Source organism: Faecalicatena sp., from assembly GCF_058819085.1.
In genome coordinates, this window is record NZ_JBZUUL010000038.1 from 60076 (window position 1) to 79638 (window position 19563).

The window sequence follows — 19563 nt, forward strand, 5'->3', positions numbered from 1 at the left end:
ATTCATAATGGACATCGAAAGCGATTGGATGCTTTTCAGGAATATCATAATGCTTTGAATATTGAAAAAGGTAAAATAGGTACTTATTGACGGAAATATTCAAAAATCAGCGAGCAAAGCATAATTTTATTTTTTTTGCATAAAATTTTAGTGGAAAGCTCTATTGACTTTCTTCTTTGCACTTGCTAGTATGTAGGTACAAAGAAAGTTTACCACTGACCGATATGTGGTATATAAATGGTCGGGTTGCAAGTTTACCGCTGACCAATATGCGGTATATAAGTGGTTGGGTCGAAAGTGTAGTCCTTCGCCGCGGGGTGGAGGACTTTTTACATAGTAAGGACAGAGCAAATGAAGAAAACAGGATTTTATATTATCAAGGATGAATTTTTCGAGGATATGTCTGACCCGTACCTCAAGGGAAATAAGGCGGGAAACAGGCCGCATTATTATTGCTTTGAAGATATAAATACAGGAATATACTGGATGATACCTTTGTCCAGTCGTATTGATAAATATAAAAGAATTATGGAGAAAAAAGAAAAATGCGGAAAACCTTGCGATATCCTTCATATTGTCAAACTAGATGATGACCGGGAAAGTGCATTCTTGATACAGGATATGTTCCCGATAACCGAAGAATATATAGAACGGGAATATACCATAGCTGGAAATCATCTGATGCTGACAAGTGAGCATACAGCTAAGGAGATTGAGCAGAAAGCAAAGAAAATTATGGGTATGCTGAAACGTGGTGTGAAGTTTATACCAACACAGCCGGATGTTATGGCTATACTGGAGAAATTACGACAGAGAGAATAAGTTCTCTTGTAAATTCAGAGAAGCCATTTTTTATGTGCAGCATAAGCTAGGGAATAATTGGAGTCGTGATGTGTTGGTTCATCAGATAGAAGGCAAACTATACGAGCGAAAAGGGAAGGCGATTACAAATTTTGAAGAGAAATACTGCGGTTAATAAGTAGTTTACTGGTGAAGAGGATAACCCGGCTATTGGTCTGTTGATATGTAAAGACAAAGATAATGTGGTTGCGGAATAATCACTTGAAGAGATAGCCCAGCCTTTTGGCATTGCAGAATATGAACTTGAAACAGTATTGAAGAAAGAATACCAAAAGAGTCTACCGTCAACAGAGGAATAGGACAGCTTAAATAATATAGAAACAAATAGAGCTCAAACAAAATAGATTGGACAAGAAGTGCCTGGACTTGAAAGATTGAAAATATTAAGAGAAAAGATAGTATTACTTTAAAAGAGGTGAAAATGGATTATAGAGTAAATGACACAGAACTTGCTGCTTCAATTTTTATTCCCTTTGTCAATCAAATATGGCCGGGAAATTATGATATGGAGGGCACACAGACTGCATTATCTAAAACACTGAATATTACAGCATATGATGATAAAGTGCTTGTAGGGTGTTTACGAATTCTTACAGATGGATATTTTTTTGGAACAATTACGGAATTACTTGTTCTACCGGAATATCAGAAACAGGGTGTAGGGAGTAAACTTCTTGAACTGGCAAAGGAGAACACCCCAACCATGCTGTATTTTGGTGCACAGCCAGGTGTAGAAGTATTTTATGAAAAGAATGGCTGTAAAAAGGGGTTACAATCATACATGATTGATAAAAGTAAGTGAGGTACAGAACGTGGATAGTAAATATTATTATTCGGTAACAGTTCAGACGCCAATTTCATTAAGATAACTTTAAAATGAATAGCATTTTTTTGAAGCAGAGACATCACATCATATTGGTCTTTCTCCGTGGTGAGACGGAAACGAGGACCTGATCCCCATCTGGAAGTGTAAAGCCTTTTGATGTGGTCTGCAGGAAATTTATCCTGGGGCAGACTGTTACAATGCATTCATATGTGGAATCGCTTATTAGAAATCTTACAACCCGAAAGGAAAGTTCGTAAGTATCAAGGCTGCCATATTTAATGTAATCAAAAGCGACCACCTGATCAACAAAGCGTGTGTAGCTTTTCGGATCTGCCTGCCCCTTTTTAGAATGGCTCCTAACCAGAGTGACCTTAATGTCAATATCAAAGCTTCTTCCTCCGGGAAGTTGAACTTGCCAACAAGTCCTTTGGTATGAATGTCTTTTGTGCGAAACAGAAAATATTGATTTTGGTTAACGACATGCACCATATTATTATAAGAACAGTATCCGCGGCCGCACATTTTGGGTTGTCCGTCAACTACATTTTAAGAAATAATGGTTAGCCCCCCTTGGTAGAGATCCCAAATTAGCTCTGAAATAATTGAGAAAGTATCTCAGGAAGTTATTGGATATAAATAAAGAGTTTGGCTTATTGCTAAATATTGTTAAAAAGGAAAATAAAAATATATGAAAATAGATGCTAACGGAACAGAAATCAGAGTAATGGGCGATGTTGTCAATGAGGAAGCATATATTTCGCTTACAGATATTGCTAAATATAAAAATCCTGATAATGTTTTAGTGTAGTTGCCAATTGGATGCGTAACCACTCTACAATTTCTTTTTTAGGGCTGTGGGAACAAATCCATAATCCTAATTTTAAACCTATCGAATTCGATAGGTTTAAAGCAGAGTCGGGAGATAATGCATTTATGCTGACACCACAGCAATGGATAAAAGCAACGGACGCAATTGGTATCGTATCAAAATCAGGTAGATATGGTTGTACTTATCAATCTGGAAGATACGAATGCAGATTGGATAAGGCAGGAAGTTCCTAAAATTGAACGACTAAAGATATTACGAGAAAAGGCATACCGACAGCTTCAAATTTTTAAGAAAAATCAAGAAACTATAGAAGCGTTAAAACAAAATTTAATTGAAGATACAGAAAAAGGAAATTGATATGTTTTGAAAAAATACAGGGATATAAAGGCATTGATTTGGTAATATTACATTTTTTCAAAATCTCAAGAGAATTGTTGAAAGTAGGTAAGTTTATGGATTAGATTTTTGATGGTATTGGAACAGAAATTCAAAAGTCAGGTAATAATGTTGTTCAAACCCAGATTGGAAGGGCGCACAGACTGCATTATCTAAAATACTGAATATTACAGCATATGATGATAAGGTGCCTGTAGGGTGTTTACGAATCCTTACAGATAGATATTTTTGGGGAACAATTCCGGAATTACTTGTTCTTCCGGAATATCAAAAACAGAGGGTAGGGAGTAAACTTCCTGAATTAGCAAAGGAGAACACTCCAACTATGCTGTATTTTGGTGCACAGCCAGGTGTAGAAGTATTTTATGAAAAGAATGGCTGTAAAAAGGGGTTACAATCATACACGATTGATAAAAGCAAGTGAGTTACAGAATGTGGATAGTAAATATTATTATTTGATAAAATGAGTATAAAATTTATTTTTACAAATTGATTTTTTACCTGTTTTGCATTATAATATAAGTGCAAAAGAGATGAATAAAATTTAATAACAGAAATATTATATAACACACAGGCTCACTAGCTGAGGGAATCGTAATGGCCGATCCGGGCACTCCCCTGTTAAAAAAATAATCGTGAACGATAGCCATTAACAAAAGCCCCACTTCTGGGGCTTTTGTTCATTATAGGAGAAAATATGGATATAACAGATATACAAAGGTGTGCAGTTTATTATCAGATAAACTATTTGGAAACGTTTTATTTAGTAAGTACATATTACGGGAAAAGTTTTATTTTGATAGGGGAGAAAGAAAATTTCCCACACTTAATGGGGATTGCAAAGTTAATTTATAAATCTAATGGATATAGATCACCATATGCATTGTACAGAGATATTAGAAATGGGCACCCAGTGTCAAACAGAATTATTCCTAAAAATATTTCCACTACTTCTAAAATGTACAAAAAGGCAGCAAAGTTTGAACATTCCACAGAAATATTTTGGAATAATAAGGGGCCTTTGGCAATTAACTATAATGAGGCTTTGAGCAGCAAGAAATTAAGTAATGTTGATATTCTTCTTACAGATATTCACTCTGGCTATATGCTGGGGTGGAAATGTAATAAAAGTATTCAGGTTAATGCAGAGATCCGTTTAACTAAATATTGTATTTCAAGTTGGATGGATGAGAGCGGAGGCTCTCAACACCAAAAAGAAAAATATATGCCATTACAGAATATAGATTTGATTCGTTATGTGTTTGCCTTTGATAAGAACTCAGATTTAATAAAGAAAAAAGAATATAAATATTCAATGGAGGATAAGGAAGAGATTCTAAGAATTATCGAAAGAAACGATGCGAATCTTCTTGTAGATTCTAATAATGACAGATTTTATATTAGTTTGGCGCAAGATAAGGACATTCATTGTAAAATCAATGGTGTTCAGTATTAGCTGAAAATGGTATACCCAAAGGGGATCCCGTAATGCATGCCCTGATGGGCGGGTCTGCAGCAAAAACTGCAGAATAATGTATAGATAAAAGTGATATATAAAATAGCCCGGATATCCAGCATTTATGTTGGTTTACGGGCTCTTGCTATATAAATAAAGCACCATGCAGAGAATGGAGATTATCACATGAGAAATCCTATTGAAAATATCAGTTTGCTGCAAAAGCAGATGAACGATCTGCAATTGGAAAATCAAATACTGAAAAATATTCTGGATCGTTCCGGGATTTCTTATGTTGAGGAAATAAGAAAGCTGAGAGAACCTGAAAAAGCGGCAGAGTATGATCCAAACCAGGGCGCAAGAATTATACATCCGAAGCAAATAACAGATGAAATGGCAAATCTATTTTATGCCAGGTTTTGGGGAAGGCAGGATGTATATGCAAAGAGAAGCGAGAATAAGGAGACAGGAGAAGCAGGTTACTTTACTCAATGTCACAACTTCTGGCAGGAATGTTGTCCGAAAAAACATAAACAGAAAATGAACTGTAAAGATTGTCCACACCGTTCCTATAAGCAGTTAACAAAAGCAGATATTTTAAATCATTTGCGTGGAAGATCCTATCATTCATCGGATGTTATAGGCGTATATCCATTGCTGCCAAATGGGACATGCCGCTTTCTGGTGTATGATTTTGATAATCATGAAAAGGGTGATGAAAAGCATGACTTTGCAAATTCAGATGATACATGGATGGAAGAAGTTGAAGTGATGCGGACGATATGCACTTTAAATGGAATTGATCCATTAGTGGAGCGATCCAGATCGGGCAGGGGTGCACATATCTGGATTTTCTTTGATAAGGCGATTTCGGCGACTCTTGTAAGAAAGTTTGGGTTTGCATTATTAGAACGAGGGGCAGAGCAGGTCAATTTAAAATCTTTTAAATATTATGACCGTATGCTGCCTGCACAGGATACTTTAACTGAGGGGGGAATAGGAAATTTAATTGCGCTTCCATTGCAGGGAAAAGCATTGGAAAGTGGAAACAGTGCATTTATAGACAAAAATTGGAATGCTTATGCAAATCAGTGGAAAGTTTTGTGGAGTAAGCCGCGGCTATCTGTCGAGTTTATTGAGGCTAAGCTTAATGAATGGGCTGGATCAGATATAATAGCTGCTGAAGATGAAAATGAGGAAGATCGTGATAAGCCGTGGGAGAAGAAAAAGTTACTTAATAGATCAGATGTGGATGGGAAATTAAATATTACTCTTTCCAATGGTATCTATATAGACAGTATGAATTTAAAGCCCGCTATTCAAAATAAAATTCGGAGGATGGCAGCCATTAGGAATCCGGTATACTATAAAAATCAGGCTATCGGGACAACAAATTTTGATACTTCACAGTGGATATATCTTGGAAAAGATCATTTGAGTGGTTATATAGAAATTCCGAGAGGGCTGTACGAAAAATTGCTTGAAAACATAGAAAATGCCGGGATTGATTACGAAGTAAGTGATGAAAGACAAAAAGGAAAAAGTATTGATGTTTCATTTAAAGGAGAGTTGAGAGAGGAACAGAACCCGGCATTAGCGGAAATGGTGAAGTATGACAATGGTATTTTACATGCAGCAACGGCTTTTGGAAAGACAGTTGTATGCAGCGCTATTATTGCTGAGAAAGGGATCAATACTTTAATTATTCTGGAATCTTCTGCACTGCTTGAACAATGGAAGCATGCCCTGGAACAATTTTTAGATATACAGGAAGAATTACCGGAGTATAAAACGAAAACGGGCCGGATCAAAGTAAGGAAAAGCTTGATCGGAACATTGCAGGGAGCACATGATTCCATGACTGGAATTGTTGATATTGCCATGGCCGGATCTTTGTGTAAAAAGGGAGAATGGCATTCCATGCTAGAGCAATATGGAATGGTGATTGTAGATGAGTGCCATCATGCCGCTTCTGACACGATTGCAAATGTTTTGAAAGAAATAAAAGCGAAATATGTCTATGGTGTTACAGCGACTCCGAAGCGGTCTGATGGATTGGAAAAGATAAATGATATGCTGCTTGGTCCAATTCGTTACAGTTATACAGCAAAGGAAAAAGCAAGAACACAGGGAATTGATCATTTTGTGTATCCTAGATTTACCAGAACAGTGCCTCCGCGAGGTGTAGTAGAAAAAATGCATCCAAATGAGGCTTATGACATAATCAGAGACAATGATGTAAGAGACGAACAGATCCTTTCAGATATAAGAGAATGCATAGCCGAAGGCAGAACTCCAGTGGTGTTGTCAAAGTATAAAGATCATTCGGAAAAATTATATCAGCGAGTAAAAGAATATGCAGATAAAATATTTCTTATGACGGGTGACAAATCCAAGAAAGAGCATAAGATGATACGTGAACAATTACAGATAGTAGAACGGGAAGAAACGTTAGTTTTGGTTGCAACGGGCAGCCTGATTGGTGAAGGATTTGATTTTCCCAGACTTGATACGCTGATTATGGCGACTCCGGTCTCTTTTCGAAGTGTGGTTGAACAATACGCCGGGAGGCTGAACCGGGATTATGAGGGAAAAAGAAATGTGATTATTTATGATTATGTTGACAGCCATATTCCAATGTTTGATAAGATGTATGCGAAACGTCTGAAAGCATATAAACAGATCGGATACGAAGTGTGCGGCAGCTTACATCATGACAAACAGACTGCAAATGCTATCTTTGATGGTGAAAATTATCAGGAAGTGTATAAAAAAGATTTATTGGAAGCGGATAGTGGTATTGTGATATCAAGTCCGGCAATCAGTGGTTCAAAAGTATACGAACTGATAGATTTACTGAGAGAAAAACAGGCTTCTGGTGTAGAAGTGACGATAGTTACATGGACACCGGATCTTTATGGCTATGGGGATACGACTTTTTGGATGAGATTGCATGAAGATATGAGACAGGCGGGATTCTATATCAAAACGATAGAAGATTCCTGTGAGCATTTTGCAATTATAGACCAGGAAACAGTATGGTATGGAAACATGAATTTATTGGGGAAGGAAAAAGTAGAAGATAGTATGATGCGTGTAAGAGGGAAACGCATTGCCGCCGAACTGATGGAAATGACTTTTGGATAGACGGACTCACAAACGGACTTACGAGATTGTGCATATGGAGGACGCAGAGAAGCTATGCACAGGGGATTCATTGGAAATCACATAAAAATACGTAAAAAATACTCCTTTTTGATAAGCTGTGTTATATCCTAATACTTACCAAAAAGGAGCTATTTTTTACTAAAGACACAAATTAATTTACATGACCTAATAATTAATTCGTAAAGTTATCAAAATACCCCTGAACAAGAATCACAGGTGTCCCCTTATCCCCAGATCCGCTGGTTAAGTCACACAGGGAGCCGATCAGGTCAGTCAGTCTTCTTGGCGTTGTACCCTGAGATGCCATATCGCCCACCAGATTATCCTTTTTCTCCTTGATTCTCTGAGAGATGGCATCTGAAAGCGCCTCGCCGGACAGATCTTTGAAATCATTGTCAGCCAGATATTTCAGCTTTAATTCATTAGGTGTTCCTTCCAGTCCTGCCGTATGAGCCACGGAAACACATGGATCAGCCAGCTCCCAGATACGGCCCACAGGATCTTTAAACGCTCCGTCTCCGTATACCATAACTTCTACATGTTTTCCGGTTTTGTCAAGAATCTGCTTCTGGATAGCATCTACCAGTCCCTGACATTCTCTTGGGAACAGTTTCACGGTATCTTCCGTAGACTTATTGGAACCAAGAAGTCCGAAGCTTTCATTGCAGCCGCTGCCGTTTACCGGTGCATTCAGGATATCATCCAGTCCACAGACACGCTCTGCACCTGCAGCCTTTAAGATCCTCTTTGAGCGGAAACGAGTGTGGATATCACAAGTAAGTACATTCTTTGTATACTTCAGTATCTCCCTCGGATTATTACAGAAGATTACTTCCACCTCTGCTCCTGCTTCCCGGATCAGATCGCTGTAATATGCCACATAATCCACGCCTGTGAAAGGATGCTTATTCTCGCCGAACAGCTCTCTGTAACGCTCCAGAGTCAGTACATCACTGTAAGGATTCACGCCGGCTTCATCCAGCTGATCTAAGGAAACCAGCTCATTTCCAACCTCATCGCTGGGGTAGTTTAACATGAGCACGATCTTTTTAGCTCCCATAGCAATACCCTTTAAGCAGATTGAAAAACGGTTTCTCGATAAGATCGGTGAGATCACGCCGATTGTTCCGCCGCCGAGCTTCGTTTTCACATCCTCAGCAATAGCCTCTACAGAAGCATAATTTCCCTGTGCTCTGGCTACAATAGATTCTGTCGCAGCGATGACATCACGGTCCCTTAATTCAAAACCTTCGCTTTTCGCAGCATCCAACACACTGTTTACTACGATTTCTGCCAGATTATCACCGGTCCGGATGATCGGGCAGCGGATTCCTCTTGATACTGTACCTACTTTTCTTTCCATCATGACACATCTCCTATACTTAGATATTATCTGTTTTTACAAATCTTTGGCCAAAGAGCATGAATGCTCCTAAGCCGTTATATAGACGTCAATATTTTTAACACATACTATATTACCAGATACAATAGGGATTTTCCATACACTTTTGCAGATATTGTCGGTCATTTGACATTTTTCCCAAAGGATCCTGCATTTTTTATGGGAATAAAGCAATTCTTGTCAAAAGATCTGCTCACTCCAGTGTTGGGAATGAAGCTCAGTATGAGAGATCCTGAGAATAATCTCGGTCCCTTCATTTTCTATACTTTTCATGCGGAAATCCATCCGCTCTCCAAACAGCAGAAGAAAACGACGGTAGCAGTTATGGAGTCCTACATGCTTTTCATTAGGAGAAGCCTCAGCCTGGAAGGCGTCATGGCAGATCTGGTCTAATTCTGCACCAGGGATTCCGACTCCGTTATCAGTAATCTGTATCAGGTCGTAGGTATCATGCCGTGTACAGGATAGAATAAGGTGCCCTCCGCCAGCTTTATTCAACAGCCCATGTTCGATAGAGTTTTCTACAAGGGGCTGCAGAGAAAAGAAGGGAATGGACAGATCAAGGAGCTCTTTGTCACAGTGGATCTGATAGCTGATACGGTCGCTGAAACGGATCTTTTGTATGGAAAGATAGTTGGTGATATAATTCAGTTCCTGCTCCAGAGAGACAGAACTTCGGATATCCAGAAGGCTGTACCGCATCATTTCCGCAAAGGAATTAAGTATCTGTTCAGCCGTATTATATTCTTTCAGCGAAAGAAGCCGTGAGATCGAATTGATCACGTTAAAAATAAAGTGAGGAGTCACCTGCTTCTGAAGTGCATCCAGCTGTGCCAGCTTTAACTGCTTTTCCAGATGAATCCGGCGGTTTTCCTCACGGAGAAGCTGTTCAGACTTACGTGCTAGTGTTTCCTGGATCTGAGAATAGGCAAGAGTCTGAATAATATAGTTGGTAATATTGGACAGGGCAGTCGTCGTTGCCTCGATCTGGTGGCAGTCCATGATCTCGATCTCTCTGTAGTACGCCGCCAGTTCCGGGTCAGCCATCCAGTTGATCTCACTGGCAATGGCATCCTGTGGATAGGCATTCTCCTCAGAACAAAGAACCTGCCCTGCTGTGATAGCGCCCACACAGTTTCCGTTATAGATAAGAGGAATCTCAATGTTCACCAGCCCGGCATGACAGATGTATATACTGGGCTTTTTTGTTTCCAGAGCGATCTCGATCGCATGTTTATTAGATAGAGCACAGTAATGTGCCCCTTCTTTCGTTTCATTAATTCTATTGCAGAACCGGCAGAAATTCCCGCCGGGACCGATATGGTTGCCCTGGGAGTCTGTAAAAACCACACCAAACCCGGTTGCAAATGCAAAAGAGTCCTGGATCTCATTTTGAAATTCTTCGGTGATGATACTTCTCAAATTAAATTCCTGCATAAAGATACCTCATTCGTGATAAAGATGCCGGAATTCCAGGGGCGGGGTTCCGGTATGCTGTTTGAATACACGGTTAAAGTGGGAAACATTGGAAAAACCACAGTGCTGGGAAACCTCCTGAATGGTAAGGCCGGAGTTTTTTAAAAGGTACTCTGCGTTTTCCAGCCGTTTGTGATTCATATAAGCCTTTATAGTCATGCCCTTTGTCTGATGAAATAATTTTGACAGGTAAGATGGGCTGAAATGGGCTAAAGTTGAAAGCTCTTGTAAAGTTAAGGGCTTCTGGTAATTTTTATCGATATAATCCGTAACGATAGAGACAGCATTTGCGGAGGTTCCAGTGAGAGAATCGGTCAGGGAAGCAGAAGAGACTGGTTTTGGCGTACGTTTTCGGAGGCATTTTTTAATTGCTTCTAAAATCTGCTCTTCCTTTGCAGGCTTTAGCAGGTAAGCATCAAGATTGTATTCCACGGCTTTCCTTGCAAATTCAAATTCTGCATAAGCGGTGTTAAGCAGGATAAGGGTTTCAGGGAAGCGCTGTTTGATCCGGTTAGCGGATTCTAAGCCGTTTACCATAGGCATATTGATATCCATGATAATAATATCCGGTTTTGTGCGCATTGCCAGATCAATGATTTCCTGTCCGTTTTGTGCCTCTCCCGCAACATGAAACTGTCCGGGATGTTTTTGGAATACACTGCTTAAATATCTGCGTTCAATGGCCTCGTCATCAGCGATCAGTACCTCAAGCATAAAACTCCCTCCTTTGCTATTCATATCATACGACGACACGAAAGATTTGTATAAACCAATAATAATATATCATAAAAAATGTAAAGAAAAAAATAAAAAAAGCAAAGAATTGATAAAAAATAGACAGAGATTTGCAGCCATTGTTCGGAATAGTGTAAATCATAGAAAAATAAAAATGAAATTGTTAGAATAAATCCAACCACAATTATAAGTATAAGGAGGAAGAAAGAAATGAGAGTAAATGACAGGCATGTATCGTTCTATTACGAAAATGACCACGATATGGGAGAGGTCGTGATCGACCCGACAAAAACAGCGCTGCTGGTAATTGATATGCAGCACGTATTCGTGACGCGTCCGGTTTATGAAGAGCCTACGGAAGAACAGATCAGGGAAGCTGAGCGCTGGGAACCATTTTATAAGAAGATCGATGAGGTGGTGATCCCCAATAATAAACGTCTTCTGGATACTTTTAGAGAAAAGGGAATGGAAGTGTGCTTTGCAAAGATACAATGCCAGAAGGAGAATGGAAGCGACCGCTCTCTCGATCAGAAGGCGACCGGGTATAATGAACTCCTTCTGCCGCCGGGAGCACCGCTTGCCGAGATCATTCCAGAGCTGGCACCAAAGAAGGATGAGATCGTTGTAACTAAGACAACAGACAGCGCACTTACAGGCACACCGCTTCGGCTCTGGTTCCAGAACATGGGGATCGACACCGTCGTATGCACGGGTGTGCTGACTGACCAGTGCGTATCAGGGACCGTGAGAAGCCTGGCCGATGAAAGTTTCAAAGTCTGGCTGATCGAGGACGCATGCATGGCATCTACACAGCGGATCCAGGATAATGAGTTAGAGATACTGAATAATATTTACTGTCATGTGATCACTACGGATGAACTGATCGAGGCATGTAAGTAAGATAAGAGAGGAAGGGTGTTGAGGGATGGCGGAACAGAAATTAAAAAGAAATTTAAGTTTTATATCTATGATCGCATTGGCATCAGGTGCAGTAATAGGAGGATGGCTGGCAGAAGCTCCCTATTGGTTTTCCGTGACAGGCGCCGGAGCTGCCATCATATTTCCGATACTGGCGGTGCTGCTGATACCGGTGGGAGTGACATTTGCAGAATTGACAGCAATGCTGCCGTTTGCATCTTCGGTAGATATCTGGACAACAAGTGCATTCGGGCACAGGGCAGGATTTGCTGCACAGTGGATGATGTTTTTGGTGCAGGTAGTGGAACCGCCAATGATGGCATTTATCTTTATCACAGCGATCGGATACTTTGTCCCGATACCTCAGGGGATGAGTGTCTGGATCGCGATCACAATTGTTGTTCTATGGTACATCGTATCCAACTTTAATGTGGGAATAACGGGAACGCTTGCAAACGTATTTTTCTTTGCCATGATCATTATGTCGATTATAGTAAGCGGGACGCTCTTATTCAGCGGCCATTGGTCAGCTTCTAATCTGACTGCAAATGGCGGGCTCTTCCCCCAGGGGTTCCGGGGAATATTCGTTGCTATGGCAGTATTTTCCCTGAAATTTATCGGATTTGAGATGACCCCGACCATGATAGAAGAGACGAATTTTCCGGTTTCTAAAATGTGGAAGGTCATTCTTTCTGCATTGTTTGTCCCGGCGCTTTTATACTTTGTTGTTGTAATGGCGATCGGAGGTATGGGATCCTGGGATATCGTGGCAGGAATGGGGATGCCGGAGCCGGAATTTGTGGCAAAGTTCTCCCTGCCTAAGATCATAGCAATCCTTGCGATTGTTGCAGGCGTGCTTCACGCAATTACAACACTGATGGGATTCTGGACCTCTTCCGCCCGCGTGCTCTATGGAGCAGCACAGCTCAATCAGCTGCCAAAGGTGATCGGAAAGCTCAATAAAAAGGGGCAGCCTACAGTTGCGAATACACTGGTGCTGTTATTTACGATTTTCTTCTGTATTTTCAGCGGGGACAACTGGGTGCAGTATATATACGCAGTCTCCTGTATTGCCGCAGGTCTTGTATATTTTGTATGCTGCCTCGATGCGCTGGTTCTGAGAAAGAAACATCCTGAGTGGAAACGTCCCTATAAAGTACCGGGAGGATCTGTTGTATTCATACTTGGGATGCTGATCTCCGTATGGGTCATCATCGGATCCTGCCTGGAGCTTGCTTTAGGAGGATACATTTCTCTGATCATTTACTGTCTGCTGGGAGTTGTAATGTATGCGGTCATGGCGCAGTATCGGAAAAAAGATCCGAAAGAGCATGCACTGATCACATTGACACCAGAGGATGCAGATAAAGATTTTTAAGCTGGGTACGAAATAAAATAGGTCTCAGTTCAGTGATACCATTTGCAAAACGTCTCTCGTTTTATTGCCCATCCCATAATATTATGCTAAAATGTACAGGTAAAAAGTGAATGAAACTTTGGAACCAATATAAAAATGCGATAAAACGAGAGGACAAACCTATGATAAAAATCCAAGAATACAGCGGACACATCCGCAACTGGGCAGCGCTTTGCGAGGAACTTGGAATTGATTCTTCTTTATCCAGGGAAGACCGCGAGGCTGAGATTTTAATGAAAGCATACGAGACATGGGGATACGAGATGGCCCATCACATGCATGGTATGTTTGCATTTGCACTGTGGGACGAGGAAGAAAAGAAGCTTTTCTGTCTAAGGGATCAATTTGGTACCAAGCCTTTCTATTATTATGAGACGGAAGACGGCAGGCTCCTTTACGGCACATCCATCCGTAAGATCATGGAGCAGCCGGGATTTGTGAAGGAACTGAATGAGGAGATGCTGCAGCTGTATTTAAGCCTGACCTATGTGGCTGGGGAGAATACATTTTTCCGTGGCTTAAAGAAGTTGATGCCGGGACGCTATCTTGTCTGGCAGAAGAGGAAACTGACCATCGAACGTTACTGGACACCGCAATTTTACCCGGATGAGAGCAAGACTCTGGAAGAGTGGGCGGATGAGATACATACCACACTTCAGACTGTTTTAAAGGAAGTAAAGACAGAGGACGAAAAAGCGGATTCCTTCTTGTCGGGAGGGGTCGATTCCTCTTATGTACTGGCGATGTCCGATGTGGAGACGGCAGATTCCTGCGGTTATGAGGAAGAGAGGTTCGATGAGTCAAAGCTGGCACAGGCTACAGCAGATATTTTGGGACGAAAGCTGTCCAGATGTGTGATCACACCGGAGGAATATTTCGGTGCGGTACCTTACGTGATGTACAATATGGAGCAGCCGCTGGGAGATGCATCTGCGATCGTATTTGCTCTCGGATGCAGGGCAACAGCGCAGCATGCAAAGCTTTGCTACTCAGGGGAAGGTGCGGATGAATTTTTTGGCGGATACAATATGTACCGCAATGCAGAGCGTTATGGGGAGAACCTCAAGACGTTTTATGTGGGCAACACCAATATCATGAAGGAAGAGGAAAAGAAGCGGATCTTAAAGAAGTATGATCCAGATGTACTTCCGATCGAGCTGGCAGCGCCGATCTATGAAGAAACAGAAGGATTAGACCCGCTGACTAAGATGTCCGATGTAGATATCCAGATCTGGCTGGAGGGGGATATTTATTTCAATGTAGATAAGATGAGCACCGCTGCGGGCTTAGAGATCAGGATGCCGCTGACAGACACCAGGATCTTTGATATTGCATCACGGATGCCTTCTAAGTATAAGGTGAACGAGGAGCAGAATAAGGTGGCTTTCCGTACAGCAGCGGCAAAAGTACTGCCAGAGGAGATCGCCTTCCGCAAGAAGCTGGGATTTATCGTGCCGATCCGGATTTGGATGGCTGATGACCGGTATAATCAGGATGTACGCGAGAAGCTTAACAGTGAGATGGCAGAGAAATTTTTTAATGTCGGTGAGATCAATGCAATTTTTGATGACTATGTTGGCGGCAATTCCGATAATTGGAGAAAAATCTGGACAATTTATACCTTCCTTGTCTGGTATGAGGAGTATTTTGTGAAACGTTAGATTATATCAGGAGGCATCTACATGGATGAATTAATGGAAAAATCCCAGACTCTGAAACAGGCTGATCCTTCCCTGACCCGAAGGAACATGATAGAAGATACGCAAGAAAAAGAAGAATGCTGCTTGAGTACGGTAGAGCTTCATGGTGCTGTATTTTGCATTTCAGGCGATGAGATGCACAGTCTGCTGATCAACTCCTATGGGGAAATCCTTAAGAAAAGCAGCTTGAAAGTGCCGGATAAGAATTTTGAACGTGCGATCATCTCAATTTTAGATGAACTGACGCCGCAGGAGGAGATAAAGGCGATCGGAATCGGTGTCCCGGGAATTGTAGAGGGCGGTGCTTACTGGAAGAAGAGGCTGACGGATGATAAGCTGTGCCGTGTAGATATCGGAGAACGGATCTCAAAAAGATATCATATCCCGGTCGTATTGGAAAATAATTTAAATGCTACTACCTTTGGCTTTGGGAAATGTTATCAAAGCCAGTTTCCGGCCGAAGTACCAGAAGAGATCAACATGGCGTATCTTCATTTTTCAAAGGGCTGTGTCAGTGCCGGATTTATTGCAGGGGGACAGATAATCCGGGGGAATCATAATTTTGCCGGAGAACTGGGGCTGATTCCTATGGAGGATGGACGCACTTTGGATGACTGGATGGCAGATGACATGGATGATGCTCAATACACAAAACTGATGGCGAAAATGATCTTTTGGGTGTGCGGCATTTTGAATCCTCAGTATGTGGCACTCGCCGGAAAAGATTTAAGAACAGAATGTATCGGTCCGATCAGTGATACGGTATATTCCTTCCTGGTTCGGTCTGTGATGCCGGAGATTCTCTATTCAGCAGATGTATGGGGGGATTACCATAACGGTATGTCCATCCTGACAGCAGAAAAGATACTTGAGGCGGCCAGATCTTCCAGGGAATAGGAAGCACAGAAGATATGAAAGCAAAGAAATAAAAACGCATAGCCGGATCTGCTGTATAGAGATACCGGTTATGCGTTTTTTTAGAAAGTGGTATGCTGGCAGCCGTTAAAATAAAATGTCTTTGGCGGCTGTATCAGTTACGGATGGCCAGTGCCTCACCAAGGGTTTCCAGCATTTTTTTCACATCCAGTGGTTTTGCGATGTGTCCGTTCATTCCGGCAGCAAGAGCTTTGTTGATATCCTCCGCAAAGGCGTTGGCTGTCATGGCAAATATAGGAATCGTTTTTGCCTGCGGATGATCCAGAGCGCGGACTGCCTCCGCTGCTTCATACCCATTCATGACCGGCATCTGGATATCCATCAGGATCAGTTGATAGGTATCTGCCGGAGCTGCAAGAAATTGTTCGACAGCCTGTTTTCCATCCTCAGCAGCATCCACTTCAAAACCTGCAGAGGAAAGGATCTCTATGGCGATCTCTCTGTTCATCGGATTGTCTTCTGCGAGAAGAAGCCGTATACCTGTGAATACGTGACCCTTTGGTGCCGACGGGTCGGAGCTGTCCGTTGAGGAGGCAGTGTGAGTAACGTTTCTGTTTTCTGCCAGATCGAAGGGCAGGTTTACAGTAAAGGTTGTCCCTTCTCCAAGTTTACTTTCCGCGGAAATAGTACCATGCTTCATAGTGACCAGATTCTTCGTAATGGACATCCCCAGACCGCTTCCCCCATAGCGCCTGGCGATGGATGCGTCATGCTGCTCGAAGGGATCAAACAGATGCTTTAGATACTCCTTTGACATACCGATCCCGGTATCAGCAACTTCGAAGCGGTAGTAAACGCGTCCATCCTGCTGTGCTGTCCGTCGGACACTAAGTGTTACTTTCCCGTGGACGGGGGTGAATTTAACGGCATTGGAAAGAAGATTGATCAAAATCTGGTTGAGCCGCAGAGGATCTCCCATAATATAGACTTTTTCCTCATTGTCAAACCGTATCTGAAAATCAAGCTCTTTATTCAAAGCCTGTGGCTCAAACATTCTCCAGACGGAGCGAACCTCTTCTGTTAATTCAAACTGGACTCTGTCCAGATGCAGCTTTCCGCTCTCGATCGAGGCCATGTCAAGGACATCATTGATAATGGACAAAAGCTGATGTGCCGCAATATCAGATTTGTTCATATAATCCTTTAGCCTTTCGGGTTCATACATATGTTTTTTACCCAGCTCCAGATAGCCAATGACGGCATTGAGCGGAGTGCGCATCTCGTGGGACATACGGGATAAGAAACTACTTTTTGTCTCACTCGCCTGCTGGGCCTGAGCAAGGGCATCCTGCAGGATTTTACGTCTCTCAGTTTCCTCTTGTTTGACTGCATCGATGTCATGCCCAAATATCATGATCGTATTGGGATGCATGGAATCCCTGGCTAATCCCTGGATCGTATAGGCATACCAGTGAGGGGCAGAGCCGTCCAATATGATGCGGCACTCAAAATAAAATTCTGAGACCTCATCGATCAGAGAATTGATAAAGTCACGGTTTAGTTTCTGCTTTAGTTTTTCCGCATCCTCCCGGCAGATCGCACCTGAGAGCTTTATAAGCTGCGCTGCTGTGATCTCCGTCTTATGTACGACGCCATCCCGGGTGGTGTAATACCAGCTTTTGGAATCCCTTAAGTTTATTTCAAGGACCAGGTCATTCATCCTGCATACATAGGATATAAAACGTTCGAATTCATTCAATCGGGCCTTTTCACTTTTTCTTCCTTTATTTTTATAAAGAAGTACGGTTATGATCAGAGACACGACAAACAAAAAGGCTAAAATCGACGCAACGATCAGTGGATGGCTGTGGAGGAAGGAAGAGAGATTCTGGGCTTTAGGCGGATATTCGGTATCTGCTGCGATGAGTTCATTCAATTCCGCCTCGCTAAGGCTCTGCAGGGATTTTTCTATGATTGGGAGGAGCCTTTCATCCTGGGTGTTATTTACAGCGATGGCGAAGTTCGTTGCATATCCAGGGATCTCTTTGAATACCAGCAGGTTTTTGGTATCATTATAAATAATCGACTGTGCCACATAGGAGTAGAAGAAAGCTGCATCCTGCTTTTGGTCCAGTACAGCCTGCGTGCATTCCTCTATCGTATCATAATAAGTTATGGACTTGGGAGGAAAGATTCTCTCAACATACTCCAGTGTCACATCGGCATCCTTTAAAGCTGCCAGGGCTGAGATCTCACCGGAAAAATCCTTCCGCGTGATCTGGAAGATGGAGGCTGTCATATAGGGCTGGGTCAATTTATATCCGTACGTTTCCGCTCTGTTAAAATCAACACTGGAATCCAGTGTGATGTCATAGTCCCCGTTTTTTAAAAGACGCTGGTATTCGGCCCTGCTTTGGACTTCCAGGATCTCATAAGGAAGCTGTGCCCGGTCCAGGACTTGTTCTCCAATGTGGGCAAATACTCCCTGCGCCGTTCCATTCTCGAACCAGGACAAAGGGGCACGGTCCGGATTCAGAAGGACCCGTAAAGTCTCTCCCCTTTTTCTGCGATCCTGGATATAACGCTGTTCATCGGCAGTAAAGGCGATCTCTTCGCCGCTGGAAGGGGTATAATATTTCTGGAACAGATCTTCCTCAATATTGGGGTGGTAGCGTTTCACCTGTTTGATTGCATCATTGACATCCTTAAGAAGCTTGGTGTCATCCTTTCTGACAATGACATAAAAAGGAGAGGATGCAAATTCGTCCAAAACCCACTCATCTTCAATTTTTCTTAGATTACTTGTCACGACTGCATCGATGGTATTTTTCTGTAATGCTTCTGTCAGTCTGTCTACGCTGCTGAAATAGACAGGGATGAAATCAAAGCCGTGTTCCTCAGCGTAAGAGCGGAAAAGGCTGTTCTTGGAGCGTCCCTCCAGCAGCCCCACTCTCATGCCGTCATAGTTCTCGTAATCTCCTGAAAGGAATCTCGTATTCCCGGCCTTTACAGTAAAGATGAGGGAGTTGTGCCCGATCGGTTCATCGGAAAATGCAAACCGTGTTTCCATCTCCGGAGTCTTCTGGGCAGAGGTCAGCAGGTCGATCCCGCCGGATTCCAGCATATTCAGCATGTCCTTCCAACCCTTATCATAGCCTATATAATCATAGCTCCAGTCTTCATAATTAGACATGTACTGTAAATAGTCATAACCATAACCGCTTAAGATTCCGTGTTCGTCCATCATATGATAACCGGAAAATGCAAAGAATCCGGCCTTGACCTTATGTGAGGATGCTGAGGCGGAAACAGGCAGATACATAAGACCGCACAGAACCAGGCAGAGAAGGAAAAACATCGTCTTTTTCATCTTTTTCATAGGTAATACCCCCACCTTGCTTTCACTACTTCATATTGTATCAGACAACAGCTAAAAAGTACAGGTTCACATCAGGGGATCGAGGAGAGATTTTGTGCACTTTGGAGGAATAAAATGAGGCTTT

Annotated in this window: 13 protein-coding genes and 1 pseudogene; 10 read left to right on the plus strand and 4 right to left on the minus strand. The window is 42.1% G+C overall.

Annotated elements, in window-relative coordinates; genetic code table 11:
* The first annotated feature begins 351 nt into the window (after window positions 1–351).
* The 6 genes and pseudogenes from cptIN (at window position 352) to AC4OGX_RS17780 (ending at window position 7515) form a co-directional block, all read left to right on the plus strand.
* Entirely contained in the window at window positions 352–822 is a 471-nt protein-coding gene (gene cptIN, locus AC4OGX_RS17755) for a type III toxin-antitoxin system CptIN family toxin (RefSeq protein ID WP_493332002.1), read from the plus strand.
* A 460-nt stretch (window positions 823–1282) separates the two neighbouring features.
* Complete coding sequence (locus AC4OGX_RS17760) at window positions 1283–1663, plus strand: GNAT family N-acetyltransferase (RefSeq protein WP_493332003.1); 381 nt, start codon at window positions 1283–1285, stop codon at window positions 1661–1663.
* A gap of 1024 nt (window positions 1664–2687) precedes the next feature.
* Window positions 2688–2873, plus strand: a complete 186-nt coding sequence (locus AC4OGX_RS17765; RefSeq protein WP_493332004.1) for a hypothetical protein — start codon at window positions 2688–2690, stop codon at window positions 2871–2873.
* Window positions 2874–3051: 178 nt separating this feature from the next.
* Window positions 3052–3336: pseudogene (locus tag AC4OGX_RS17770) on the plus strand (GNAT family N-acetyltransferase); the annotation flags it as partial.
* Between the two features lie 273 nt (window positions 3337–3609).
* On the plus strand, window positions 3610–4368 hold the full coding sequence (locus AC4OGX_RS17775) for a PBECR4 domain-containing protein (protein WP_493332005.1): 759 nt from the start codon (window positions 3610–3612) through the stop codon (window positions 4366–4368).
* Window positions 4369–4554: 186 nt separating this feature from the next.
* The gene (locus AC4OGX_RS17780; RefSeq protein ID WP_493332006.1) at window positions 4555–7515 is read left to right on the plus strand and encodes a TOTE conflict system archaeo-eukaryotic primase domain-containing protein; all 2961 of its coding nucleotides are present in this window, start codon (window positions 4555–4557) and stop codon (window positions 7513–7515) included.
* 193 nt (window positions 7516–7708) lie between these two features.
* Here AC4OGX_RS17780 and AC4OGX_RS17785 read toward each other — a convergent pair whose 3' ends face one another.
* The 3 genes from AC4OGX_RS17785 to AC4OGX_RS17795 form a co-directional block, all read right to left on the minus strand.
* Window positions 7709–8899 (minus strand): coenzyme F420-0:L-glutamate ligase, encoded by a 1191-nt coding sequence (locus AC4OGX_RS17785; protein ID WP_493332135.1) that lies wholly within the window; start codon window positions 8897–8899, stop codon window positions 7709–7711.
* 219 nt (window positions 8900–9118) lie between these two features.
* On the minus strand, window positions 9119–10375 hold the full coding sequence (locus AC4OGX_RS17790) for a sensor histidine kinase (RefSeq protein ID WP_493332007.1): 1257 nt from the start codon (window positions 10373–10375) through the stop codon (window positions 9119–9121).
* Between the two features lie 9 nt (window positions 10376–10384).
* The gene (locus AC4OGX_RS17795) at window positions 10385–11128 is read right to left on the minus strand and encodes a response regulator transcription factor (protein WP_493332008.1); all 744 of its coding nucleotides are present in this window, start codon (window positions 11126–11128) and stop codon (window positions 10385–10387) included.
* A 231-nt stretch (window positions 11129–11359) separates the two neighbouring features.
* Between AC4OGX_RS17795 and AC4OGX_RS17800 the strand changes: the two genes are divergently transcribed.
* The 4 genes from AC4OGX_RS17800 to AC4OGX_RS17815 all read left to right on the plus strand — a co-directional run bounded on the left by AC4OGX_RS17800 (window position 11360) and on the right by AC4OGX_RS17815 (window position 16081).
* Window positions 11360–12049: a cysteine hydrolase family protein gene (locus AC4OGX_RS17800; RefSeq protein WP_493332009.1), complete on the plus strand. Its 690-nt coding sequence runs from the start codon at window positions 11360–11362 to the stop codon at window positions 12047–12049.
* 25 nt (window positions 12050–12074) lie between these two features.
* Window positions 12075–13445, plus strand: a complete 1371-nt coding sequence (locus AC4OGX_RS17805; RefSeq protein ID WP_493332010.1) for an APC family permease — start codon at window positions 12075–12077, stop codon at window positions 13443–13445.
* Between the two features lie 161 nt (window positions 13446–13606).
* Complete coding sequence (gene asnB, locus AC4OGX_RS17810) at window positions 13607–15145, plus strand: asparagine synthase (glutamine-hydrolyzing) (protein WP_493332011.1); 1539 nt, start codon at window positions 13607–13609, stop codon at window positions 15143–15145.
* Between the two features lie 21 nt (window positions 15146–15166).
* Complete coding sequence (locus tag AC4OGX_RS17815) at window positions 15167–16081, plus strand: ROK family protein (protein ID WP_493332012.1); 915 nt, start codon at window positions 15167–15169, stop codon at window positions 16079–16081.
* 133 nt (window positions 16082–16214) lie between these two features.
* Here the strand turns inward: AC4OGX_RS17815 and AC4OGX_RS17820 are convergent, their stop codons facing one another.
* A complete protein-coding gene (locus tag AC4OGX_RS17820) occupies window positions 16215–19439 on the minus strand; it encodes an ATP-binding protein (RefSeq protein WP_493332013.1) in 3225 nt (1074 codons plus the stop codon).
* Between the last annotated feature and the right edge of the window lie 124 nt (window positions 19440–19563).